The sequence below is a fragment of the uncultured Nitrosomonas sp. genome, assembly GCF_902826915.1.
GTDB lineage: Bacteria > Pseudomonadota > Gammaproteobacteria > Burkholderiales > Nitrosomonadaceae > Nitrosomonas.
In genome coordinates this window covers 55,609-80,365 of record NZ_CADEGP010000002.1, presented here as the reverse complement: position 1 = coordinate 80,365, position 24,757 = coordinate 55,609, and the positions used below count along the sequence as shown (strand labels likewise).

Below are 24,757 nucleotides of genomic sequence, written 5' to 3'. Positions count from 1 at the left end.
CAAAACCGCTCGATTAGCCCTTGGTGTGCGGTGAATTAATCAGTGTTTCCCTAAAGCTTTTGCATAGCCATTCGTTGTTAAGAAGCAGGTTATATTTTTCTTCTTTGACAGGTGATTGTATGAAAAGATTTTATAAATATGTAGTAGGTGCCTTTCTCGTAACCCCGATGCTTGCTTCAGCAGCTGTAGAGCTTGTGACAAATGGTAGCTTCGAAGCGGATTTTCAGTCCAATGGAACATGGAATATCTATAAAAACTTGATCGGATGGAACGGGGCTCCTAACGTCGAGTTGCGCAATAACGTTGCTGGAACTGCTTTTGAAGGTGTGAATTTTATTGAACTGGATACTTATTCTAATAGTTCGATATCGCAGGTGTTAATTGGGACGCCGGGGCTATACCAGCTCAGTTTCTGGTACTCAGCTCGCCCTGGTACTGGCAACACCAATGATTTGTCATTCACGCTGGATGGTTCAGCGCCTGTAACGGTATTAAATGGTGTCAGTGGAAGCAGTCATCATAACTGGCAAAATTATTCAACGATATTCAATTTTGACGGCAATGGCTTGCTTAAATTCAGTGCCATTGGAAAGAGTGATAGCTATGGCGGCTCATTGGATATGATTTCATTTGCCAGTGTTGTGCCTGAACCGGGAATTTATGCAATGATTCTGATTGGTTTAGGTTTATTGGGTTTTATGGCACGTTACAGAAAAGATATTGAGCTTAATAGATAATTGGTATTCAGTTCCGTTTCTAAAAGAAAGGGAGCCGCGGCTCCCTTTTAGTTTGTCCATTTGCTCCAATCGAATAATCAAGTGGATTAAATTAGTGATTATTTACTGCTCATTTTATATTTGAGTCATTGAAAATCTAATTTTATTTTTTTTCTTTACTAGTTAAGGATCCCAGGAAAGCTTTAACGTCACTCACAAATCCTGGTCCTACCTTTTGTCCAAGCTGATGTTCTGCCATTTCTTCGATTGCTTCTTCCAAAGTTGCAACCGAGCCATCGTGAAAATAAGGGCCAGTTTTGACAATATTTCTTAGACTGGGTACTTTAAATACCTTTTTATCGGTTTCAAGTCCGGTTATTTCAAATCTTCCTAAATCTTTGGTTTCATAGGGTACGACAAGACCAATTTTTTTGTATGAATTTCCACCAATTGCTACGCCGTTGTGGCAATTTGCACATCCCATATTGATGAATTTCTGTAAACCTCTTTTCTCAGTGTCATTCAATGCATTTTCATCGCCTTTGAGGAAATCATCAAAGCGCGAAGGTGTTAAGAGCGTGCGCTCGAATGCGCCAATTGCCTTGCCGATATTTACATACAGGATTGGATCTTTTTCATCTTTAAAGGCTTGCGCAAACATAGTCTTATATTCGTCTATCTTTTTCAGTTTGTCGACTACATCAACATCTTTTGGCATACCCATTTCGATCGGGTTCAGAATTGGACCGAGCGCTTGTTCTTCAACGTCTTTAGCACGCCCATCCCAGAATTGGGCAATATGAAGTGCGGCGTTAAACGTGGTTGGAGAATTTCTACCGCCGCGTTTTCCCTCATGACCTGGCGATGTGGGTTGACTATCAACACCAAAGTTATCTAGCTGATGGCAGGAATTGCAGGAGATCGTGTCATTTGCTGAAAGCCGTGGGTCTAAATAAAGCTTTTTGCCCAGCGCAATTAATGTGGCATTCTTTTTTTCGTCGATAATTGATGCGGGTAGCGGTTCGAAAAAGTGTTTTAGTGTGGTTCTATCAAGTTTGTGATGGCCGCCATGCATCATCCCGCCCATTCCGTGATGACCATCACCGTGCATTTCATCATGGTGGCCTCCTCCCTTTTGCATATTTCCTTGATGATCATGTCCACTTTGGGCATAACTATAGGAACTTAGCATCAATGCCAGAAATAAGAATACTCTTTTCATATAACCTCCAAAAATTAAACATTAGCACCCTAATCAACATTAATGAATAAGCAACAACGCTTATTGCTGGAGAATTGTTAAAAAGATGTTGTTGCAGCATACTTTATATCAATTTCCAAATGATGGTTGATGGCTTTATTCTATACTTAAATTGGCTATTTGTAAGAATTTATCGGCTTATTGTTAGTAATAAGCTTGGGAAAAATCAATATGCACATACATTAAAAATGTATAGTTAAATAAAGCCTGATGCGATTAAATCAGAACTAGAAGAGGGGACAATACAAACTATACTGGGTTTTAACTGAAAGGAATTCTTCAAGTCCGAAAAGAAGAGCATTTTTGCGTTTTCTTTTTAAATTTATAATCTCTGAGGAGGGAATTATACGACGTATATACTTTCTAGTTCCAGATATGGATACTACCAAAAAATTGTCGAGGATTTACTTCTAGAAAAAATTGATGAGAAGCATATCCATGTGCTTGCTAAACGTGGTATACCGCTTGAGGATTTGCCGGAAGCTAATCTATTGCAAAAAACTGATTTTATTCCTGCCGTAGAGCAAGGGGTCGCAGTAGGTGGTGCAACAGGTTTGCTTGCTGGGCTGGTTGCAGTTGCTTGCCACCAGCATCAACGGTCATCGCTGGAGGTGTTTTATTGGCGACCACGCTGGTGGGTGCAGGAGTGGGTTCATGGGTTGACGGTATGGTTGGCATGAGTGTTGGCAATCGACAAACCAAGGAATTTGAGGATGAGATTGAGGCTGGTAAATTACTGGTTCTGGTTGATGTGCCTACTGACCGAGTGAATGAAGTTGAAGATCGAGTTAAACAACATTTGCCGCAGGTCGAAGTCGAACAAATCGAACCGAGGGTGCCTTCGTTTCCTTAGTTATGTTTTTAGCTTGGTGCTGGCTCTCGATTCCTTATTGAGAGCCAGCATTGTGCTTGCAAAGAATAAATTTGCTAAATCTATTGCGCGCATTAGGTGCGTAATTCGCAGGAATTATCAACTTGCGTTGTTCAGAGTAGAAATGTACCGCAGCGTGTGGCAGGGTTCTTGAATAATCAACTGACTACTCCTGCTTGGCCTTGCCATCGGCCGGTTTATAGAAGATATGCTCGCCGATCTTGGCGGTTCTAATATATTCGCTAGACCAATCTGGAGTCACTTTTCGGTTATGAAAGTACATGGCGCCATCTGTCGGATCCTGGAGTTGCTGGTTGAGAGCTATACGGGCAATTTCCTTCGCACGTGAATAAGACTCTTCTTCCTGTGCATCATCCAAGCGACCATCGCACCACCATGAAAACTGGCAGGAACCCTGTTCTTGACCTTGTTTCACGATTTCACAGATAGTGCTGGGAAAGCCTTCATGACCCAGTCGGTTCATAACTACACTGGCGATGGCTTCCATCTCTGCATCATCGGTGCGATTCGCTTCCCAATAGATACTGCGTGCCAAGCAGGTTATTACATCTTCCAAAGGTTCTTCGCCGCTGGGGTCGACCGCTCGCGCTTGGTGTTTAGTAATGGTTTCAGCCGGCTTGGGCGGTGTTTCGCTATCATTGTCAGATACCTTCTTTTCAAGCATTTCTGCTTTTTCCTTGGCAATGGAGGCTGCCTTTGGTGGAGTTTGTTCAGTGGCGTTAACTAAATTAACAAGAAGAAATGACATAAGCAAAAATAGAGTCCATATTTGCGGCATAGTAAAGCTTCCTATTTTCGTTAAATTTTCCCAGCAGATCTGATATTAAGACTATAGCCCATAACTCTTGTATTCCACGAATATTTCTTTGTAAGTGCTTTTCTTCAATAACTTGTCAATTTTCTGGCAATTGGATCGTTTAGAGCCGACCATCAGCGGCCTAGCTTGGCAATGCTGATGGTGCTGTGCTATAAGTCGAAGCAAGATGCTATCATTTTTACAATCCCTTTATTATTTTATTCGTCCAGGAGAGCGGCCATTTCCGATCGAATATATCGCTCAACATCATGAAATTGAAACTTTAAGATATTTTAGTCAAGCTGATAAATTTCTTTTCAGAGATTTATCAATCAAGATTAATACACAAAAACAAGTAATACTCTGTTTTACAAACCGTTGTGGTTCGAATTGGTTGGCTGAATTGCTCTATGCCACAGGATTAATGGGATTGGCCGATGAATTTTTCAATGTAGAGCGAGTTCTGGAAGATTGCGCTGTATGCAAATTAAATTCTTTTGATGGCTTTATACGTAATTTACCTAATAACCACAGCACATTGAATGAAGTGTTTGCTACCAAACTTTCTTGGGATCAGTTGTATTTTTTATCCCGTATAAAAGTGATTCCCAAGATAATCTCCAAGCCTCAATTCATTTACATCGTACGAAAAGATGTTGCCGCGCAAGCGCTTTCATTTCTGGTGGCAATACAAACAGGGCAATGGAAAAGTAACTGGAATAGTGGTGTCAATGGAAAAACAGAGCTTGCAAGCATCAGCAACGCACAAATCATAGAAGTGATTTCTGAAATTCAGTTTGCGCAGTCACAATTTGAACTTTATTTTGATAAGCTTAAATTGAATCCTTATCGAATCTATTATGAAGATTTGCAAATAAACCCTGAATTCATTATTTCAGAAATACTGCATTTCCTGGAAATCCCTACTTCCAAGCGATGGGAAATTAATCCCGCCAAACTGCAGCTAGAAAAACAACGTGATGAACAATCAGAAAGGCGACTTACCCAATTTCATCGTGAAACTGCGGATCGGTATGACTCTTCGCGTATTACTGCGACTGTCGACACAAATTAACTATGAACATTGATCCGGTAATTCTAGCGTTACAAGCCGACATGCGCCGCTGGCGCAGACAGATACACCAATATCCGGAAACCGCATTTGAAGAAACCGCAACGGCCCGGTTAATTGCCGAGCAACTGCAGCAAGCTGGTATCAAAGTGCATCAAGGTTTGGCCAAAACCGGCATTGTCGGAGTTCTGTGCCGTGGCAGCAGTAGCGACAGCATCGCGCTGCGCGCTGATATGGATGCACTTTTTATCCAAGAGCAAAACAGGTTTGAACACGCATCCCGCCACAGCGGGAAAATGCATGCCTGCGGTCATGACGGGCATAGCGCCATGTTACTCGGTGCAGCGCATTATCTTGCCAGCCACGGTCGTTTTGACGGGACAGTGTATTTTATTTTTCAGCCGGCGGAAGAATGCCGGGCCGGCGCCCATCAAATGATCAACGAAGGCTTGTTTGAGCAATTCCCTGCGCAACGGATTTTCGGCATGCATAATTTCCCGGATATTCCCGTTGGTCATTTCGCAGTTAAATCCGGACCCATGATGGCCTCGTTTGACTGCTTTGAAATTAATCTGAAAGGGCAAGCGACTCATGCCGCAATGCCGCATTTGGGGGACGATGTGCTGGTCGCTGCAGCGCATCTAGTCACTCAATTACAAACCATCGTCAGCCGTCAGATTAATCCGGCCGATGCCGTTGTGGTCAGCGTCACGCAAATTCATGGCGGTAATACCTGGAATGCACTGCCAGATTCTGCTGTAGTACGCGGAACGTTTCGCTGTTTTAAAAATTCCGTGCGTGTGCAACTGGAACAAAGCATCAGCCATCTTGCCCAGAGTGTCGCGCAGAGTTTTAGGATTCACGCCGACATTAACTTTAACCCTGAGAACCCCGGCTACCCGGTTACTGTCAACAGTCCAGATGAGACTGCCAGCGCGATCCGCGCTGCAACCGCCATTGCTGGTGCCAGTGGCGTCAATGCCGCACCAACCCCCAGCATGGGTGCTGAGGATTTTGCGTTTATGCTAGAGCAAAAACCCGGCTGCTATATCTGGATTGGCAACGGTAGCTCGGAGGGTAGTTGTTTGTTGCATAATCCAAATTACGATTTTAATGACGAGATATTACCCTTTGGTGCTGCCTATTGGGTTAGGTTAGTGGAAAGTGAACTGCCAGTTTAGACTGTATTAGGTATTGAAAATCCATGTCAAATTTTTATCTTTTGTCTTCTGTTTTTAGAGGCAGATTTAACATCATGATTATTACTGCTACTCAGTGCATTATAGATGGTTCTATTTTTATTTGATTCCAAAATTTAGCAGAATTACATATTTACCCCAACTTCTGTATCAATTCCTTAATCCGTATCACCCGCTTACTAACATCCGCAATTTGCACTTGAACTTTCAATCGATCCGGGCCGGATAGCGAATATTCACGGCTGCTTTGGATCAGTTTGATAATTTCCGCCGGATTGATCGGAGGATTCGGAATGAACTGAATTTGAATGCTTTCTGCACTCGCATCAATACGAGTGATTCCAAGTGGCTTGGCGGCGATGCGTAGGTGGTGACAGTCGAGTAATGTGCGTGCCGGACTGGGCAACAGTCCGAAGCGGTCGATCAGTTCGCGATGCATGTCATCCAATTGTTCGTTGTCGGCGCAGTTGGCCATGCGTTTGTACAGCACCAGACGTTCGTGAATGTCGTGACAGTAGTCGTCCGGTAACAGTGCGGGCACGTGCAGATTGATTTCGGTCGCCACGCCTAGCGGATGCTGCATGTCGGGCTCTTTGCCTTGCTTTAAGGATTGGATCGCAGTATCCAGCATCGTGCTGTAAAGACTGAAGCCGATTTCCTGCATTTCGCCGCTTTGTGATTCGCTTAATACCGCACCGGCGCCACGGATTTCCAGATCGTGCATTGCCAGATAAAATCCGGAGCCTAATTCTTCCATCGCTTGAATTGCTTCCAGGCGCTTTTTGGCTTGCGCGCCAAGCGATTCTTCCGGCGGCGTCAGCAAGTAAGCATAGGCCTGATGGTGAGAACGCCCGACACGGCCGCGCAATTGATGCAGTTGCGCCAGGCCGAATTTGTGCGCATTGTTGATGACAATGGTATTGGCGCTCGGAATGTCGATACCGGTTTCAATAATGGTGGTGCACAGCAGGATATTGAAGCGCTGCTGATAGAAATCGCGCATTACATGTTCCAGTTCGCGTTCCGGCATTTGTCCGTGGGCGATATGGATGCGCGCTTCGGGCAGCAAACCGGAAAGTTTCTCATACATCAATTGAATCGTGCTGACCTCGTTGTGTAGAAAATAAATTTGCCCGCCACGTTTCAGTTCGCGCAAGCACGCTTCGCGAATGATGCCCATCGAGAATCCGCTGACAAACGTGCGAATTGCTAAACGGCGCTGCGGTGCAGTGGCGATGATGGAGAAATCGCGTAACCCTTCTAGCGACATCGCCAGGGTGCGTGGAATCGGCGTGGCGGTCAGCGTTAGTACGTCAACTTCGGCACGCAATTTTTTTAGCTGCTCCTTTTGCCGCACGCCAAAACGGTGTTCCTCGTCGATAATCACTAGCCCTAGGTTTTTGAAGTGGACGTCTTTCTGAATCAGCTTGTGCGTGCCAATGATAATGTCGATTTCGCCTTTGGCCAAACCGGCGATTGCTTGCGTTTGTTCCTTGGCGGAGCGAAAACGCGATAATTCGGCGATTTTGACTGGCCATTGATCGGCTATTAGGCCAAAGCGATCGGAGAAATTCTGGAAATGTTGTTCCGCCAGCAGCGTGGTGGGAACCAAGATTGCGACTTGCTTACCGTCGGCGACAGCGACAAAGGCTGCGCGCAGCGCTACCTCGGTTTTGCCGAATCCGACATCGCCACATATCAATCGATCCATAGGTTTTCCGGATGTTAAATCTGTAATCACCGCTTTGATCGCTGCCGCTTGATCCGCGGTTTCCTCAAAACCAAATCCTTCCGCGAATGCGTCATAGTCGTGTTGTTTGAGTGTAAAGGTATGACCTTCACGCGCCGCACGCTGAGCGTATAAGTTCAGCAATTCTGCTGCGGTGTCGCGTACCTGCTGCATCGCTTTGCGCTTGGCTTTGTCCCACTGATTGCTACCTAATTTGTGTAGTGGTGCAGATTCGGGCGCTGCGCCGCTGTAGCGTCCAATCAGGTAAAGCTGTGAAACCGGTACGTACAGTTTGTCGCCGCTGTCGTATTCCAGCGCAAGAAATTCACTGAGCTCACCGGATTCGCCTTCGCCGACATCCATGCTGATCAAGCCGAGATAACGACCGATGCCATGCTGCTCGTGCACCACTGGATCGCCTGGTTTGATTTCTGACAAGTCGCGTAGAATGTTGTCGGTTGATGTGGTTTTGCGTGCTTCGCGTTCGCGCCGCCCATAGACATGGGTTGCATACAGCTCGGTTTCGGTGATAAAGGCTAGTTGCGCGGATTCGTGCATAAAACCGGTGTGTAGTGGTGCGACGCTCATCATAAAGGGCTGCGAGCTGCTCAAGAACTGTGCATAATTCTCGCAGCTGTTCGGATGCAGACCGTATTGATTCAGGTATTCCGTAATGAGCTCGCGTCGGCCCATGCTTTCCGCCAGCAGTAAAATGCGTCCACCTGATTGGGTGAATCGACTGGTAAAAGTCACTAGTTTTTCCAGTGGATTTTCTGCGTGACGATTAACCTGGACGGGGGGTAACGGAAGCGTTGGTTTAGCTGCGGTGAGTTTTGTTTCTTGTATACTGGAGAGAATCTCAACGCGCGCATAAGGTTTTATCTTGCCGAAAAAGCTGTCGCTGGATAAGAATAATTCCAGTGGTGGCAGCAGCGGCCGATCCATATCGCCACGCAACAATTGATAGCGCGATTGGGTATCGCGCCAGAATTCATCAATGATCGGACGAACATCCTGATGCAAGCAGAGCAACGCGTTTTCAGGTAGATAATCAAACAAGGTTGCTGTTTGTTCAAAAAACAGCGGCAGATAGTATTCTATGCCTGCAGGTGTCAAGCCTTTGCTGATGTCTTTGTAAATCTGCTTTTTTGACGGATCGCCTTCGAATTTCTCGCGAAAATTACCACGGAAGCAGGTGCGTCCGGCTTCATCCAGTGGAAATTCGCGTGCTGGCAACAGGCGAATTTCCTTGACTGGATAGATGCTGCGTTGCGTATCAACATCGAATGTGCGGATGGTGTCAATTTCGTTGTCCATCAAGTCGATGCGGTAGGGCAGCGGGCTGCCCATCGGGAACAAATCAATCAAGCCACCGCGCACGCTGTATTCGCCTGGTGAAAAAACCTGCGTGACATGCGAATATCCCGCTAATGTCAATTGATTGCGTAACCCCGCCATATCCAGTGTTTCACCTTGCTTGAGGAAAAAAGTATGCGCTGCCAGATATTCGCGTGGCAGCATGCGGTAGAGCGCAGTGGTCAGTGGCGCAATCAGCACATCGCATGCGCTGTTCATCACTTGATACAAGGTTGCCAGCCGTTCTGAGACGAGATCATAATGGGGCGAGAAAACATCGTAAGGCAGTGTTTCCCAATCGGGTAGTAAATGCGTTCTTAATTCGGGAGCAAAGAACGGAATTTCTTCCAATAATCTTTGTGCATCAAGCGCATTGGCGGTAATGACCGTGACGGGTTTGGCCTGTTGCGCTAATTGTGCAAGGAATAATGCATCGCTGGAACCGTCAAAATCAGCATAGCGGGATACGGTGCCGGGTTTAGGTAAGGAGTGTTGGTGTTGCATTGTTTACATGCCCGCCTTGCAGCGCTGGAAAATGAAGACTTGAAAGATAGGTCGTGATCTGAATTTGTATATTATCCTAGAAAGTGTAGCAGAACGGAACGAAGTGTAACTTTATTCGCTGCAATGCGAGATGGGATAGAGCGGCTTTCAGAACTCTCAAAAGATAGAGAATATATCAAATCAAACATTCAAACATTGCAAGGAATGTTAGCTTAAATGCCAAACTCTGGTAAATAGCGTACTGTACCTGAAATATTTTTCAGTGCGTCATTCGCTAACTCTTTTGCAAAAAATGCCCCTTGCCATTCTTCAACAGGTGGATGTATACCAAAACGTTCTGCGGGTAGAAAACCAAATTTAGGATAGTATTCAGGATGACCGAGTACAATAACGGATGTAAATCCCAGATCTTTTGCCTTTTGAAAACCTGCTTCAATAAGTGTAGAACCCACCCCTTTCTTTTGGTGTTTAGGAAGCACCGCCATCGGTGCTAAAGCGAGTGATTGATGGGAAGACACATCATCAAAAATATCGAGTGGTGTAAATAGAATGTGTCCAATAACCTCTCCATCTTCTTCTGCAACAAGTGATAGCCCTGGTATGTAGTTTGGATTGAGGCGTAGTTTTGAAACCAACTCGGCTTCGTCTGGTTTTCCAAACGCAACTTCATTGAGTGTCTGTATAGCCCTATAATCATCTCGTGTCTCTTTTCGTATGGTCATTGTCTGATTGTATACCGTCAACCCAAGATGTGGCGGAATATAAGGTTAAAAAAGGATTTGAAACCTTTGATAACCGTAAATCCGCTCTTTGTGACCAATTGGTACAAAATGTCATTTTGTTGCGATAAATTGCAACCTAACGAGGGATTCAAAAAATATGCAACTTGTTTTGTGGAAAATTCATCCGATGAGTGAGATAGTTGAACTTGTCGCAGATTATTGGAATCATGGTATTGATTAGCTGTCTCACTGGTTAACTGCGATCCGTAGGGTGAGATATTAGTTATATTCATTTTTAGTTTCGCCTCAGGTTTTGCAGTAGCAGATTGTTTAAAAAAGCATAAATTCCCTAGTTATTTATGATTTGAGTTTGCTCTGAATGGAGCTATGCTTATATTTAGTAAGCGTCCTGAAACAACAGGTATTTTTACTTTCGTCAGGTCGATCAAAAAACCGTTTATAAAAAGGGTTTAACATGAATAACTTCATAAAATCAAACTTAAAGCAATTGAAAAAAGAATTGATCCTTTTTACATGCGGAGTGGTTGCGTTCATTTGTTTGACATCATCGGTGCTGGCGCACCGCAGTGCTTACACCGTGTTAACTCCGGAAAATCAGCAGAAAATTGAACTGGCAGCGTGGAAGTATGCCATTGATACGCCGCTGTTGTTGGAGACCATAGACTGGTTTCGTGATTTGACAAGAGATTCCCGGGAATCGACGGCCCTGGCAGAGCTTGCTCGCTTGAAATTTATGCGTGCTCAGCTCGAGCTCGATAAATATCACCGTGTCCATTGGTTTGAACGCAGTATTGCCATGGCTGATCAGGCATTGGCACTGAATGCCAATGATGTGCGAGGGTTGTTCTGGAAGGCTGCTGCGATGGGGAAAATCGCTGAAGATAGCGGTATGTTCAATGCACTGAGGATGCTTCGGCCGATGGAAGATTTGCTTTTGAAAGTAGTCGAGCTTGATGAAAGATACGAGAATGCCGGCGCTCATCGAGCATTGGGCCGCATGTATCACAAACTACCGAGGTTTCCAATCAGCTTTGGCAGTAACCAGAAAGCGCTCGCACATCTCAAGCGGGCGCACGGACTGTTTCCTCAGGACATCATTACGCGCGCCTTTTATGCTGAATTATTGTATGAAATAGGTAGAAAGTATGAAGCGCGCAAACATGCTGATTTTGTTCTGACAACACCGATTGCGGAAGAGGATGCGCTGGAATTTACCGAATATGTCGATATCGCGCTGGAAGTGGTTAAGAAAACTAGTGGGACGAATATTAAGGTGGGAAATTATTAGATGCGCGGTTGGAAAATTAGAAAACTACAAATCGGCGAGGAATCATTTATCTTTTTGCTAAATTAACAATTGACTGAAAATACTCTTTATTCTGCATAAGCTGCACTTTCTCTCTTGATCCTGCTTGGCATCGACTGCCTTGAAGTTATCTTAATCATTGCGGTAAATTCAAAGCGATCGGATTTATTGTCCAATTTCACTTTTCCTGCGGAATAAATCAGCTAAACTACTGCATCTGATTTTTCCTCCCAGCATTCTTTATGACTGAAACTCTAATCGATTTGATCCGCCACGGTGAGCCCATCGGCGGGCGTCGTTATCGCGGTCATGGCGTGGATGATCCGTTGAGCGAGGAAGGGTGGTTACAAATGTGGCGTGCTGTTGGTGAGTATAATCAGTGGCAGCAGATTATTACTTCTCCGCTGCAACGTTGTCAGGCCTTTTCCTATGCTTTAGGGGAACGTCATGACATTAATGTTTCAGTTGAGCCGCGTTTCAAGGAAGTGGGATTTGGCGAATGGGAAGGATTGAGTCATGATGAGGTTAAAATTGGGCGAGCGTCTGAATATCAAGCTTTCTTGAAGAATCCGGTGGATGCTCGACCGCAAGGGGCTGAGCCTCTCAACGATTTTGTTCAACGGGTTTATTCAGCCTATGAAGCCGCTATCGAACGCTATTTCGGTCGTCATATTCTGATCGTCGCGCATGCCGGCGTGATGCGCGCATTGATTGCAAAGACAATTCAGGCACCGGTGACTGGTTTATATCGCATCAAAATCAGCAATGGCGGGGTTGCGCGTATTCGTCATGCCGGATCAGGCGCAGTGCTGGAGTTATTGAATGGGAAATTGTCCGCTTAGATGGCAGGAAAAAAGATTTATATTTGCCTCTTGCGGTGGTTTACGGGTTGTTGAAAAACTAACTGCATCGGCTACTTCGAGAACGTTTTTCAACAACTTCTTAATAGAAATAAATTGTTACCGGCATTCCATTGATTAGTCGATTGTTAGGAGTCTCAATAAATTCCAGATGCGCCAGTATCGCTGTGCGGATTGGTTCGAGCGGATTAACTTCTTCTGTCAGTGTTTTTTGTGTGACACCCGGAACGGAAATTATCTTTGCCTTTGTTTTTTCTTTGTTGGGGAATTTTACAATTACAATTTGCCCTTCTACAGCGTAATCTTGGTATTTGGGGGGAATAAAGGCATCAACATATACTTTCTCAGGGAAAATAATTTCAAGCAATGCTTGTCCACGGCCCAAATATTCTCCAGGCTGTACAAATATCTCGGTAACTATTCCATTTCCTGTGGGTGCAACAAGGCTTAGTTGTTGTATCTGATCTTGAATCTTCTCAAACTCGAGTTGCATTTGGCTAATCTGATTTAAAATCCTGCGCATTTCAGCTGACTGATTCTGCTCTTGATTTTCTGCTTTCTCAAGTGCCACTATATTTTCAAGTGTTCTCTGATACTGATTCTTGGCTGAAGCAATTTCGGCTTGAGTAGCCGCGCCCTGCTTAAACAATGTTTCATAATGCTGTAGGCGTCTGTGCGCAAATATTTTATGTTCTTGGGCGTAATTCATTAATTGTGCCGAATTTGACGTCGACTGATTGGCTTGTGTTGATATCTTTTGCTTTTCTTTATTTAGCGCATCAATTTCAATCTTTAACCGGCCATGGCTATCAAGTAATGGTACGTTGGTCAGTTCAGCCAATTGCTCGCCTTCCGAAACTGTTTGTAATGGTTCGACAAATATTTGTTGAACGTATCCATCAACAGCAGTACGGACTGAAATATTGGCGACCCTAATGCGTCCGTTTGCTTCAATTGCAATTGTTTCCCAGATAATTATTCCCAACAAATAAATGATCGGGAGACTAGAGATCACGACAATCGAATACCAACGCCAAGGTCTGCCAGGGCGCTTTGCTTCACTATAGTGAACGCGTAATCCTCGATTGATATCCGGGGCTTTATTTTCAGGTTGATTAAAGCGGATTTTCATGAAGGTAATTTTCCCAGTCTAGCCATGATTGAATAATGAGACCACCAAAGTTTGCGTTTTGTAGTTGATCCTGAAGCTGCTGCATTGCATGGATAAAATTACGCTGCGGCTTTTGTGCATAGCTGTTTTCGGGACCTAATTCCTTCTCTAAGCTTTGCGCAAGGCTGAACACGAGTGTTGGATGTTGCTGCATAGCCGATTTAAGCGTTGTGACAATGCCCTGTATGTTCATCGAATAGTACATAACGGCAATTTCTTTCACTTCGATCTCACTTAGTTCACAGAGAATGCATAAACCAAAGGATGACTCCTTGGTTAAATAACGTGGGTGAATACTGATACCTACAGTCCATGGAGAAATGGCTGCTACCTGCCGAATTGTTTCGACAAATTCCTCCAACCTTGCTCTTCCAGTCAGCTCCGATTCCAGTTGATCCGGTTCAATATCAAGATGCAGCCCGTCGAAATTAACGCCTGCGAGTTTACGGATAATTTGCAGTAAATTATCGCGATACTTGGGCAAAATCCAATTCGGATCACCTAAAAGTAATTCGATCTTTTTTTTGTGACGACGAGCGTCATGCAAAAAGTTTTGTAGGCGCTTTGGGTTTTCTGCAACTTGTGAAATTTGCTGTGCATTCAGAGAAACAAGAAAACGATTAAATGATGGGGTTTCTTTTTCTTCCCATAATCCAGTTTGTGTCATTAATTGCTCAGAATTCCAGACATAAGCAGCAAGTGGACCAGAAATAGACTGTATGTTCACGGGTGTAACATGTTCAGTTCGCTGTTTTGCCGTTGTTTTATCTCCACGTATTAGAAATTGTCTTGCTTGATGCAGCGGGCCGGTCAATGAAGTGATGTCCGTTTCCGGGTAATTATCTTCTGCTGGTATGTTCGGTAATAAAATAAATTGGCGCAAGCGGATATGCAGCTTCCAGTGCTCTGATTCTGCTTCGATATTTTCTACCGCGATACGATAATAGGCATTCAGTGCTTGTAGGTATTGTTCAATCACATCTCCATCCAGTACTTGCAGGCGAAGATATCTTTCGCGCATTAATTCTTGCGCGGCTTCAAGGCGGGTACGCTGAAAATTGATTTGTTGATCCAATTGCTGGAAGCTACTCAGTAGTGCATGAAAATCGTGTTGCAACTCCTGATCCCGTCGTGTGTAATCCGCGCGCAAGCTGATCAATTGACTATTTAATCGGGATTGCTCATTTTTTCGGTAACTGACAATTTCGAGTGGCATTCTGAAATTAAAACCAACCGCTCCGCCATATCCCCATTGCATCCCATCAGGCGGTGATGGGTGAGGAATTGCCGGTCCTCCGAAACCAGTGACTGAAACATCAGATTCTATTCCTTGCCAATTTTGAGTATCCCGAATATTTTGCAGATTATCTATTTGCGTTTGTAATATTCTCAGATCAAGCTGATCGACTTCGTTCGATACGGTACTTGCAATCTTACCTAGAGATGGCTTGACGGGTGTAAAAGGCGGCACCGTTGAATTAGTTAAATGCGCTAATCGCATTAACGCCTGATTGCTGTTGTTAAAAAATTCAACTTGTGTTCGTTGCGCCCGCTCAAAAGCGGAAAGAAACTCGAAGTAATCTGATTTAAACAGCAGTCCTGCTTCTTGCCGCTTGCGCAACAAATTTTCAACGCCTTCGCTACGCAAATGCAGGTAAGCATCTGTCAGCGACAGGATTTTTTGTGCGCTCCAATAGGCTGCGTAGTTTTCTTCTAAAAAAAGTGCTGCTAGCCGACGGCTCCAGTCTAAGCGAATAGTTTCAATTCTTACTTGTGTGGCTGCGTCTTCAATAGCACGTTGCTGTCGTTCAGCACTGCCCAGCAAAGGGTAGCGCAATCCGATGCGCGCAAGGGGATCAAAAAAATGCCCAAATGGTTCTCGTGCAAAAGGGCTTTTTTGGAAACCACCGGAAACACCTCCAAATACTTCTAGGCCCTTGAGTGCCTCTTGAGCCAGTAAGTTGGATCGCTGTGCTTCTAAATCGGCTTGTGCTTTCAATATCGATGCTGCTTGATCAAGATGCGAGTAAAATTCAGACAGTGTTCTTGGCTCAGCAAACGCACCTGAATTTAGCATTATCAGTAAAGCTGATAAGAATAAGAAGCGCACTGTTACTGTTTCCCCTTCTTGAGTACCCATAGCGGTGCCATTGCCGAATCCAAGTGGCCTTTATTGATAATCTGATTCAGGATAGCAAGCGCGCTCCAGACACGGGATATAAATTGAAATATTGGATAAACCGGAAGGATAAAAATAGCATTGCAGTCCTCTTTTCTTCTGTCTGTGATGAATATCAGATAGAGAATGTACTGAATAGTAATGAGGCAAAAATAGAATGCATAAACCAATGTCATGCTAAGTAAGAAAGCATATAGCGGAAGCTTCACCGCGATATAGATCGTATATAACACAATGGAGAAAGGCATAACAATCTGAAATAAGATGCCGTACCAAAGCAGGAAAATGAAATTCTTCCATCCCATTATGGGAGCTGAAATACCATACTTGTGCTTATTCGAATATATGTACCAAAGATCGCCATCCCATCTTAAGCGTTGCTTAAGAAAGTCTATTAAACTTTCGGGTACGTCGGTATGAGAAACAGCTCCTGGTTCAAATTCAATTTGCAGATGTGGGTGGCGCTTGTAATATTGTTTGATACGAAGTGTCAAATCCAGATCCTCAGCAGTTCCAGTATTCCATCCCCCTACTTGTTGCAGAAAGGATTTTCTGAAAATACCGAATGCTCCGGGTATGTTATTGATAACACCCAGCTTCGCAAAGCCTAATTTTCCCACCTGCATCGTCAACATGTACTCTAAATTCTGCAATCGCGTCATGATTGTTTTTCTAGCGTTCCGTGCTCGCATCGGCCCTGTGACGGCCACCATATCAGGGTTTCTAAAATGCGCTGCGGCATAGCGAATCATCTGATTATCAAATGATGTATCACCATCCAGTGCAAGAAAAATCTCCCCCTGAGCTCGGCTTAGCCCTGCATTGAGTGAAGAAACTCTGCCTCCGCGCTGAAACTTCGGAATAATCACCAGCGAGCGTTTAGGATATTGCGAAACTAAAGGAACGAGTTCCACCAGAGCATGATAAGTGACTTGATTTCTTTTCACTCCGTCCACCATCGCAATTATTTCTATGTGTCCGGGATAGATCTGTTCCAATAGTGATATCACCGTGTTTTGAACAGCTTTCCCTTCGGCATAGCAGGTGATCGCGCAGGTCACGCGGGGAAAGTAATGAAGCGTCAAAGGTGCCTCTATAGCATTCTTAATCAGATAGCGAAATACGCTCATCCAATTGATGAAATAAAGCGGCAGCTCAAAAAACAACACAAATGGAATCAGCATGAATACATACTGAAAATCCTGATAGCGTGACAAGGTAGCCTGAAACAAATACCAAGCCTGATTCAGACTTTCCATAAATTACAGTAACTCACCATATAGGCGGGCAAGCAGCAGCTCAGCGTTTTCCTTGCTGGATAGTTTTTGCGAGGAAATACTAATAAAGCGAAAATCCAGTTTATGTTCGCTTTGTTCCAATAATAATTTCATGCTGCCTTCTATGCGCTTATGGAAACCGAATAATCCTTGTTCGTCAGTATTCGGCAGGAGCAGCCAAAGCATGTTTTCCGCTGTTCGGGTAGAAAGGTCAGGGGTGCGTAATAAGCTTCTCAATTGCTGCGCAAAGGATTCAAGCATTTGCAGTAATCGTGCATGATTAAAAAGCTCGACTAATTCTGGTAAGTTGGGAAAATAAATTCCAAATAAACTGAAATTAACGTTTGGATAACGTCGTGACGTTATCATCATCCAATCAAGATCGTGGATAAACAACTCGCGGGAAATGAAGTTGAGCTGATCAAAGCCTGAAGATAAATCAAAAACTTCTCCACGAAAAGCGATTGTTCTTCCTTTGTCGCTTAAGCGCCAATTACGTATCTCATTTTGAATAAGTTCACTGGATTCCATCTCCTTCTCGCACATAGCGCAGCGAACCTGCACCTCGCCTTCAACGAATGACTGGCTACATGAATGGCACCGATAGTTTTCGATTGGCCTATCATAATCGCTGCCGATATGACGTAGCTGGGTATGGCATTTGGGGCAGATTAATGTGCCGCTATGCAGAAATCTCTCCTGCACATCAACACATCCGCAAGTAAAGCAATGTAGCGATGCTTGCATCCCTATGTCTATAGAAAGACAATTTGGACAAACATCAACAAAACTTAAATGAGAAGATCGACAATCGGTGCATTCACGTTGACGATCAATCAACAGGATAGGATCGATTATTTTACTATTTGCAAGGTTTCGCAGCCACTCAAAACTATCCGATTTATCTAGGCTTAGCGCTTCGAGTAATGGATAGCGATAGAAACGCGCGTGTTGCCAATCATGATATGGTTGAAGTACAAAGTCCGGCCGCAACCAGAAATATTTAATCAGTCGTCCTTGATGAGTGATATAGGTTTCATTACTCTTCAGGGATTTCAGCAAATTATCAAACTGATTTATTTCTTCTCGTAAATCTATGGGTTGTGGTAGCTGCCCGTCGAGCATAAAGTCGTCGTACGGAAAAGCTGAATCGGTAATAAAACACAAAGATGCAAAAAATTCACTATCCTTACGCACTTTTCCAAGGATGGTAGAAATGTAATGCTTATCCTTTCCTTGGATGATAAAAGCTGATGGGATAATTCTTTCCTTCTCCCAAACTGAAAAATCACTAAAATATGAAATATTAAAGAGATTTTTGTATTCACTTGATAAATCAGTTTCTTCTTGGTCTTGGGAGAAAACAATAAGCATGTCTGGCTTCCAATGATTCTTGAATTGCAAGAATAACTATATAGTAGGGTGAACTACTTTAAAGTAAGTAAGAGATAAATTAAGCCATTATGTGTGGTTTTATACAATTGTATTTAATATTCTCATGCAACCATATTGAATAATTGTAATATTGGATTATAGCTTATCATTCTTTTAATTTGAAATCCCCGTTTCAATTTGTTTACGTTTGGCAAGCAAGCCGTGTAGAAATACAACAGCGCATGGCTGAGCCAGAAGAAATTATCCCTGGTAACTATCTGGGATGATAAAAGAACAGCTGGGGCGGCTTAATGCATGGCATACATCTATTCTGCACTCAGCGTGAACTTTCAATCGATGCAATCCGGGTTAGATTTATTTCGGGCGCGTGACGAAGTTTTAGTGTCAATTGAAGAAGAGATATGACCTAGTCAAGTCAAACCGGACAACCCAGTTAAGCGACTTTTTTCAATATTTTTGTTTCTAGCTCATATTGATTCGGGCTTTTGCATTCCAAGACTGAATGCAATCGATGGCTGTTATAAAACATGGAAATATAGTGCAGCACATCTTGCTGTGCTGCATAGCGGGTTTGGTAATGCCGCCAGTGGATTCGCTCCTGTTTGAGGCTGCGGAAAAAGCTTTCAGCCACAGCATTGTCGAAACAATCACCAATACGGCTCATGCTACCCATAAAGCCATGTATTTTCAGAAGCCGCCGGTATTCTTTACTGGCATATTGCGATCCGTGAGTCCTGCTGTACTATCAGTCCTGCTTGTGGCTGGCGTTGCCAGATAGCCTTCTTCTTAGAAACTTAAAGTGATCGTGATGGAAATGAAAATTCAATTTGTTGTATTACTGCTGATAACTTTATTGTTTATTGCTTCAATCGCATATGCCCAAAATAAAAACTCTCCAGCGGATAATCGAAATACCATCGATCAAATGACTAAAGAATTGGGGCTTAGTGAAACTCAGCGAGGTGAGGTTGAGGCCATTCTTAATACAGAAAAAAAGAAAGTTGAAGCCGTTTTCAATGAAGAAAGAAAGAAATTGCAGTTAATTCAGGAGGAAACTCGATCACACTTGCAAGTGGTTTTGACGCCTGAGCAAATACAAAAGCTTGAAAGTAAAATGCGTCAGGAAGGCAGTAAAAATGATACTCAGAAAAAATAGTGCTTAGGGTCTATAAATGATTGGATCGATTATGTTCGCTATTTTAAACCCTGCTTTGCGAATCCGACAGGAATCACAGACACCGCAAGCTCGTCCCGCTTCGTCCGCCTGATAGCAAGAAACGGTGAAGCTATAATCAACACCTAAAGCAAGTCCAAGTTGAATTATCTCTTGCTTGGACAAAGGCATGAGCGGCGTATGGATGGTTAGCTGTTTGCCTTCAATGCCCGCTCTAGTCGCTAGGTTAGCCATTTTTTCGAAAGCCTGAATGTATTCCATCCGGCAATCTGGATAACCGGAATAATCAACTGTGTTAACACCAATAAAAATATCCTGGCAATCCAATGTTTCCGCCCAGGCTAATGCCAGTGACAACATGATGGTATTTCTGGCTGGAACATAAGTAACCGGAATATTAATATTTTTCCCAGAGGTAGGCACCTCAATGGATTGATCCGTTAGCGCAGATCCACCAAATGCGGTCAGATTGATCTTAATTATCTTGTGTGCATGGGAGCCCAATGATTGTGCGACCTTTTGCGCGGCATTTAACTCTGCGTAATGTCGTTGGCCATAATCGATACTCAATGCATGACACTCAAAACCTTGGTCGCGGGCAATGGCTAATGTGGTTGCGGAATCCAATCCTCCGGACAATAATACAACTGCTTTCTTCATAGTTTGATTGGTATTGGCTTCATCGTCCCGGTCCTTCGCCCCAAAGCAATTTATGCATTTGCAGTTGCATTCTGACAGGTAATTCATCGCGCAATATCCAAGAGGCCAACGTTGCGGGATTTAGGCTATTATAAACCGGTGAAAATAAGATTGGGCATAACTGCGATAGCTGCTTTTGATGAATAATTTCAATGGCCCATTGATAGTCTGTTTCATCACACAGTACAAATTTTATTTCATCTTTTTGTGTCAGATAGATTAGATTTTCCCAGTTGTTCTTTACGACCTCACCAGAACCTGGTGTTTTAATGTCCATTACTTTGCAGATGCGCAGATCTACTTGCGACAAATCCAAGGCGCCGCTGGTTTCGAGCGATACCGAATACTTGGCATCGCAGAGTGCAGTGAGCAGAACTAAACAAGCTTTTTGAGCTAGCGGTTCTCCGCCTGTAACGGTGACGTAATTCGTTTTGTAATGCGTGATTCGATCCAAGATGTCTGCAATAGAAACATTTTCACCGCCAGTAAACGCATAGGCGGTGTCACAATAGCCGCAACGCAAGGGACAGCCTGTCAGACGTACGAAAACCGTAGGTAGTCCAACGCGACTTGTTTCACCTTGTAACGAGAAGAAAATTTCACTGACACGCAAGGTTGTTGTCTCTAACGCTTGCATCATTACTAGTTACCTGAAGGAAAAAACGGACTCTACTACTTTGTGGCGAATGCAGCAAACAGCAATTGAGGAGTGATGTTTAAATTTTGGATTTACTTGATGTTCGATAAGCGTTGTTTGGCTTTTCCTGCGGCTTCACTGTGCGGGTAACTTGCCAGCAAATTCTCCAGGGTTTTTCTGCCTGTATTGCGGTCACCCATTTCAAACTGGCTGGTAGCGATATTTAGCAGAGCATCCGGTACTTTATTGCTATCTGGGTACTTGCCGATCAATCTTTTTTGCGCATCGATGGCTAATTGATAATCACGCAATGCGTAGCGCGCATTGCCAATCCAGTAAGCAGCACCAGGTGCTAAGCTGGATCGCGGATAATTTCCCAGAAAGTTTTCAAATTGTGCGATAGCGTTCGTATATTCACCATTTCTGAACGAATCATACGCTTCCTTATAAGAACCATTTTCTACTGGACCTGGTGGCGCTAATTCATTGGCTGACAAAGGCCCAGAATCCATAGCTCGAGATGAATCTACTCCTTCAGCTGGGAATGATTCAGGAGTTATATCATTATTAATCGGTGGAGCGGCTGCATGTTCGTCAGGTGGCGGTGCTGCCATGCTACGAGGAGAGCTCTGGGGTTCAGAATGAGACGAAGGCGCTCGGCTGCCAGGCTGCTCAATCTGGCGGAGTCGATTATCAAGATCGATATAAAAATCTCGTTGTCGCTTTTGTAACAACGCATTTTCGTTACTGAGCATTTCTATTTGACCATTTAATTTTCCCAGTTCAAGCCCAAGTGTTTCAACCCGGGTGTAAAGCTCTACCAGTGCCTGGTTATTTAGCGCTTGATCCATCTTGGCAATACGCACTTCCATTTCCTTAACCTGTTTGCGCAATACGTCAATTTGTTCGCGTGCTTCGCTATCACCAAAGAATGATGCATAACTGACATTGCAGCTTAGCAATAACAGTAGAAAGAAAGCGCGTATCAACATCGTTATTCGCCTCGGTAAAGAATATCAGTGCGACGGTTCTGACTCCAGGCTGATTCACCGTGACCCATTGCGTGCGGTTTTTCCTCTCCCAGGCTAACCGACTCGATCTGTACGTCTTGTGCGCCCGACAGTATCATCATATTTTTAACGCTGTCGGCGCGGCGCTGACCCAAAGCCAAATTGTATTCACGGCTGCCACGATCATCCGTATTTCCCTGCAGGATTACGCTGGCAGCAGGGTTGTCACGCAGGAATCTGGCATGTGATAGCACCAACTCTCTATATTCACTTGCTACTGTATAACTATCATAATCATAAAAAACGCTACGTTGTGACAGAATGCTGTTGGGATCATTTAGTTGGTTGAAATAGCTAGGCCTTCCTGAATCGGATCCCATCAAATCACTTCCGCTTAAACCATTATCTGTGCCTGATGTAAGATCTTCAACATCAGGCTGTGTGGTTTGACTGGCACATGCGGATAACAGAACGATCAATGCAATGCTTAATAACTTTCTCATTTATTGCTCCTTTAAAATTAAAAAAACTAAGACATTACTTCCATTTTGGTAAAGGACCCCAGGCCGGTTCTCGGATATCGCCCGTTTGTACCGACAGTTGTTGCCGTGTCTGCCCGTCTCTGGAAACAGCGGATAATATACCATGCCCGTTTATTTCAGTCGCATACAGGATCATTTTGCCATTGGGTGCGAAACTAGGTGATTCGTCAAATTTGGAATTGGTTAGAATCTCTACTTGACGTGAACCGATCTCTTGAGCAGCTACATTAAACTGATTGTTGTTGCGATGAATAAAAGTAAAGCTTTTGCCATCCCGACTATAATCGGGACTGGCATTGTAGTTACCTTCAAATGTAAGGCGTTCGGCATTGCTAGACTCTGTGGTGGTTACTGGCATGCGGTAAATTTGCGGGCTACCGCCACGATCAGAAGTAAATATGATGTATCGTCCGTCTGGAGAGAAGTTCGGTTCTGTATCAATACTGGAACTTCTACTCAATCTTTGCAAACCGCTGCCATCGGTATTGACCAGAAATATTTGTGATCCACCCTGTCCAGTCAACACAACCGCCAGCCTTTTTCCATCCGGAGACCAGGCTGGCGCACTATTGCTGCCTTTAAAACTGGCAACTGCTCTGCGTTCACGGGTTGATAGTGTCTGAACGTATACAACCGGTTTTTTGTTCTCAAAAGATACATAAGCCAATTGGTTTCCATCCGGAGACCATGCGGGAGAAATAATCGGTTCCGTATATTCGATGATGGATTGTGCATTATAACCATCGGCATCAGCAACTTGTAATGCGTATTTATTGCCACGTTTCAGAACATAGGCGATACGGGTACTAAATACCCCAACATCACCGGTCAGCGCTTCGTAGATAACATCCGCGATGCGATGCGCTGCAGCGCGTAATTGTGTAGTTGGAACGGTAATGGCCAGGCCGGTTAATTGTGATTTCTTGGCAATATCCATTACCCGAAACTGAATTTCCACCTGGTCGTCGGACAAATGCGTAACGCGGCCGATGACCAGAGCATTGACTCCTCGATTGGCCCAGTCGGCATAGACTACTTCCACCGGTGCATGGGGTGATGAGCCAGCGGGATCAATCAATCTGAACAATCCAGTGCGTTGCAAATCGGCACTGATAACAGGGGTAATGCTTTGCTGCAGCCTATTTTCTTCAGCAAAAGGAACGATAGTAATCGGAATGCGGGATGCGCCACCGCCAAAAATTTCGATATTTAGTTGTGCGTGGAGCGATGGAATGATTAGCCATAGAAGCAAAAATAGCAAACCACGCATTAATTTAGAGCAGTAAATTGACATAAGCATTAAGTTTTAGAAAGCGTTAAATTTTTTCACTGATTATAACAATCATTCACGATAATGCACTGTAATATTCAGATTACGGAATTCATGAAACAGCGCAGGATCGGGAGGTAGTGGTAGTGGTTTTGACAAAAAGATTGCACGTTCTACGGCATTGTCAAAAACAGCATGCCCGCTACTCTTGGTCAATCTAACATCGAGAATGTCGCCGCCAGGAAGCAACGTAACGCTGAATTCAGCAATAGGGTTGCCCGGTAAATCAGGCGGCATTACGATTCTGCTCCTGATCTTGGCCAGGATCAGAGCTTTATACTTCGAGATTTCATTCGTTACCAAATTCCTTGCTGCTGCTTGTTGCGCAGCACGTTGCGCTTCAGCTTCTCGCTGTGCTTTTGCTGCTTGTTCTCGCTGTCGTTGTGCGGCCAGTTCTTTTTGTTTTTCCAATTCCTTTTGTTTCTCTAATTCTTTCTTTTTCTCAAGCTCCTTTTGTTTTTCCAGTTCTTTTAACCTTTCTTGTTCTTTTTTCTTTTGCTGCTCCAGGTCCGGTTTGATTTCTTTAATGGGTTCTGGTTTCTGCTGCATCGTAATATCTGGTTTTTTGACAGGCGGCGTCACAGCCGCTTGCCGCGGTGCTGGCTTAGCAGGCTCAGGTTTGACTGATTCTGGTTTTGGCGGTTCTGGCTCGGGTTTTGGTTTTAAGGGCTCTGGTGCGGGTTTGGTTTGTTGTTTTGGTGGTGGTTGGGTTTTGACTGGTTCTTGAATGGGCTTGGGCAACTCTGTCCAGATTTCGACCATCATGCCTTCGGGTGGATGATCTTTCCAATTTAAACCAAAAATCAATAACGCAATAAACACGAGATGCACCAATCCAGCTAGCACGCCTGCCAATAGTATTCTCGGTTCAGAATAGGATGAATTGCGTAAGGCGGTTACACTCATTAC

At 44.1% G+C, this 24,757-nt stretch carries 22 protein-coding genes and 1 pseudogene; 8 read left to right on the top strand and 15 right to left on the bottom strand.

Annotation, left to right across the window (positions count from 1 at the left end):
• The first annotated feature begins 119 nt into the window (after nucleotides 1–119).
• Complete coding sequence (locus QZV86_RS00795) at nucleotides 120–737, top strand: PEP-CTERM sorting domain-containing protein (RefSeq protein ID WP_295623378.1); 618 nt, start codon at nucleotides 120–122, stop codon at nucleotides 735–737.
• Between the two features lie 142 nt (nucleotides 738–879).
• Here the strand turns inward: QZV86_RS00795 and QZV86_RS00790 are convergent, their stop codons facing one another.
• Complete coding sequence (locus tag QZV86_RS00790; RefSeq protein ID WP_295623377.1) at nucleotides 880–1,938, bottom strand: cytochrome-c peroxidase; 1,059 nt, start codon at nucleotides 1,936–1,938, stop codon at nucleotides 880–882.
• 479 nt (nucleotides 1,939–2,417) lie between these two features.
• On the opposite strand from QZV86_RS00790, the gene QZV86_RS00785 reads away from it, so the two are divergent.
• A complete protein-coding gene (locus QZV86_RS00785) occupies nucleotides 2,418–2,657 on the top strand; it encodes a hypothetical protein (protein ID WP_295623376.1) in 240 nt (79 codons plus the stop codon).
• On the top strand, nucleotides 2,654–2,830 hold the full coding sequence (locus QZV86_RS00780; RefSeq protein ID WP_295623375.1) for a hypothetical protein: 177 nt from the start codon (nucleotides 2,654–2,656) through the stop codon (nucleotides 2,828–2,830). The genes QZV86_RS00785 and QZV86_RS00780 overlap by 4 nt, the downstream gene beginning before the upstream one ends.
• A gap of 184 nt (nucleotides 2,831–3,014) precedes the next feature.
• On the opposite strand, the gene QZV86_RS00775 is transcribed toward QZV86_RS00780, so the two are convergent.
• On the bottom strand, nucleotides 3,015–3,647 hold the full coding sequence (locus QZV86_RS00775) for a cell wall hydrolase (protein ID WP_295623374.1): 633 nt from the start codon (nucleotides 3,645–3,647) through the stop codon (nucleotides 3,015–3,017).
• 205 nt (nucleotides 3,648–3,852) lie between these two features.
• On the opposite strand from QZV86_RS00775, the gene QZV86_RS00770 reads away from it, so the two are divergent.
• Both QZV86_RS00770 and QZV86_RS00765 read left to right on the top strand, forming a co-directional pair.
• Nucleotides 3,853–4,740, top strand: coding sequence for a Stf0 family sulfotransferase (locus tag QZV86_RS00770; protein WP_295623373.1), 888 nt, complete (start codon nucleotides 3,853–3,855; stop codon nucleotides 4,738–4,740).
• A 2-nt stretch (nucleotides 4,741–4,742) separates the two neighbouring features.
• Entirely contained in the window at nucleotides 4,743–5,918 is a 1,176-nt protein-coding gene (locus QZV86_RS00765) for a M20 aminoacylase family protein (RefSeq protein WP_295623372.1), read from the top strand.
• Nucleotides 5,919–6,069: 151 nt separating this feature from the next.
• Here the strand turns inward: QZV86_RS00765 and mfd are convergent, their stop codons facing one another.
• The gene (gene mfd, locus QZV86_RS00760; RefSeq protein ID WP_295623371.1) at nucleotides 6,070–9,525 is read right to left on the bottom strand and encodes a transcription-repair coupling factor; all 3,456 of its coding nucleotides are present in this window, start codon (nucleotides 9,523–9,525) and stop codon (nucleotides 6,070–6,072) included.
• A gap of 212 nt (nucleotides 9,526–9,737) precedes the next feature.
• Nucleotides 9,738–10,247 carry a GNAT family N-acetyltransferase gene (locus QZV86_RS00755; protein WP_295623370.1) on the bottom strand — a complete coding sequence of 170 codons (510 nt, stop codon included), beginning with the start codon at nucleotides 10,245–10,247 and terminating at the stop codon, nucleotides 9,738–9,740.
• A gap of 475 nt (nucleotides 10,248–10,722) precedes the next feature.
• Between QZV86_RS00755 and QZV86_RS00750 the strand changes: the two genes are divergently transcribed.
• The gene (locus QZV86_RS00750) at nucleotides 10,723–11,556 is read left to right on the top strand and encodes a TRAP transporter TatT component family protein (RefSeq protein WP_295623369.1); all 834 of its coding nucleotides are present in this window, start codon (nucleotides 10,723–10,725) and stop codon (nucleotides 11,554–11,556) included.
• A 260-nt stretch (nucleotides 11,557–11,816) separates the two neighbouring features.
• The gene (locus QZV86_RS00745; RefSeq protein ID WP_295623368.1) at nucleotides 11,817–12,416 is read left to right on the top strand and encodes a histidine phosphatase family protein; all 600 of its coding nucleotides are present in this window, start codon (nucleotides 11,817–11,819) and stop codon (nucleotides 12,414–12,416) included.
• A gap of 100 nt (nucleotides 12,417–12,516) precedes the next feature.
• On the opposite strand, the gene QZV86_RS00740 is transcribed toward QZV86_RS00745, so the two are convergent.
• The 5 genes and pseudogenes from QZV86_RS00740 to QZV86_RS00720 all read right to left on the bottom strand — a co-directional run.
• A complete protein-coding gene (locus QZV86_RS00740; RefSeq protein WP_295623367.1) occupies nucleotides 12,517–13,566 on the bottom strand; it encodes an HlyD family efflux transporter periplasmic adaptor subunit in 1,050 nt (349 codons plus the stop codon).
• Complete coding sequence (locus QZV86_RS00735; protein WP_295623366.1) at nucleotides 13,550–15,745, bottom strand: TolC family protein; 2,196 nt, start codon at nucleotides 15,743–15,745, stop codon at nucleotides 13,550–13,552. The genes QZV86_RS00740 and QZV86_RS00735 overlap by 17 nt, the downstream gene beginning before the upstream one ends.
• Nucleotides 15,718–17,043, bottom strand: a complete 1,326-nt coding sequence (locus tag QZV86_RS00730; protein WP_295623365.1) for a glycosyltransferase — start codon at nucleotides 17,041–17,043, stop codon at nucleotides 15,718–15,720. Before QZV86_RS00730 ends, QZV86_RS00735 begins: the two co-directional genes overlap by 28 nt.
• 3 nt (nucleotides 17,044–17,046) lie before the next feature.
• Complete coding sequence (locus QZV86_RS00725) at nucleotides 17,047–18,435, bottom strand: GGDEF domain-containing protein (protein WP_295623364.1); 1,389 nt, start codon at nucleotides 18,433–18,435, stop codon at nucleotides 17,047–17,049.
• 454 nt (nucleotides 18,436–18,889) lie between these two features.
• Nucleotides 18,890–19,247: pseudogene (locus tag QZV86_RS00720) on the bottom strand (IS3 family transposase); the annotation flags it as partial.
• 17 nt (nucleotides 19,248–19,264) lie between these two features.
• Between QZV86_RS00720 and QZV86_RS00715 the strand changes: the two are divergent.
• Nucleotides 19,265–19,612: a hypothetical protein gene (locus QZV86_RS00715; protein WP_295623363.1), complete on the top strand. Its 348-nt coding sequence runs from the start codon at nucleotides 19,265–19,267 to the stop codon at nucleotides 19,610–19,612.
• A 3-nt stretch (nucleotides 19,613–19,615) separates the two neighbouring features.
• On the opposite strand, the gene queC is transcribed toward QZV86_RS00715, so the two are convergent.
• The 6 genes from queC to QZV86_RS00685 form a co-directional block, all read right to left on the bottom strand.
• Complete coding sequence (gene queC / locus QZV86_RS00710) at nucleotides 19,616–20,290, bottom strand: 7-cyano-7-deazaguanine synthase QueC (protein WP_295623362.1); 675 nt, start codon at nucleotides 20,288–20,290, stop codon at nucleotides 19,616–19,618.
• A 19-nt stretch (nucleotides 20,291–20,309) separates the two neighbouring features.
• Entirely contained in the window at nucleotides 20,310–20,966 is a 657-nt protein-coding gene (gene queE, locus QZV86_RS00705) for a 7-carboxy-7-deazaguanine synthase QueE (RefSeq protein ID WP_295623380.1), read from the bottom strand.
• 92 nt (nucleotides 20,967–21,058) lie between these two features.
• Nucleotides 21,059–21,958, bottom strand: coding sequence for a tol-pal system protein YbgF (gene ybgF, locus QZV86_RS00700; protein WP_295623361.1), 900 nt, complete (start codon nucleotides 21,956–21,958; stop codon nucleotides 21,059–21,061).
• 2 nt (nucleotides 21,959–21,960) lie between these two features.
• On the bottom strand, nucleotides 21,961–22,479 hold the full coding sequence (gene pal, locus QZV86_RS00695; RefSeq protein WP_295623360.1) for a peptidoglycan-associated lipoprotein Pal: 519 nt from the start codon (nucleotides 22,477–22,479) through the stop codon (nucleotides 21,961–21,963).
• Between the two features lie 34 nt (nucleotides 22,480–22,513).
• Nucleotides 22,514–23,812 (bottom strand): Tol-Pal system beta propeller repeat protein TolB, encoded by a 1,299-nt coding sequence (tolB, locus tag QZV86_RS00690; RefSeq protein WP_295623359.1) that lies wholly within the window; start codon nucleotides 23,810–23,812, stop codon nucleotides 22,514–22,516.
• Nucleotides 23,813–23,860: 48 nt separating this feature from the next.
• Nucleotides 23,861–24,754 carry a cell envelope integrity protein TolA gene (locus QZV86_RS00685; protein ID WP_295623358.1) on the bottom strand — a complete coding sequence of 298 codons (894 nt, stop codon included), beginning with the start codon at nucleotides 24,752–24,754 and terminating at the stop codon, nucleotides 23,861–23,863.
• Nucleotides 24,755–24,757 lie beyond the last annotated feature (3 nt).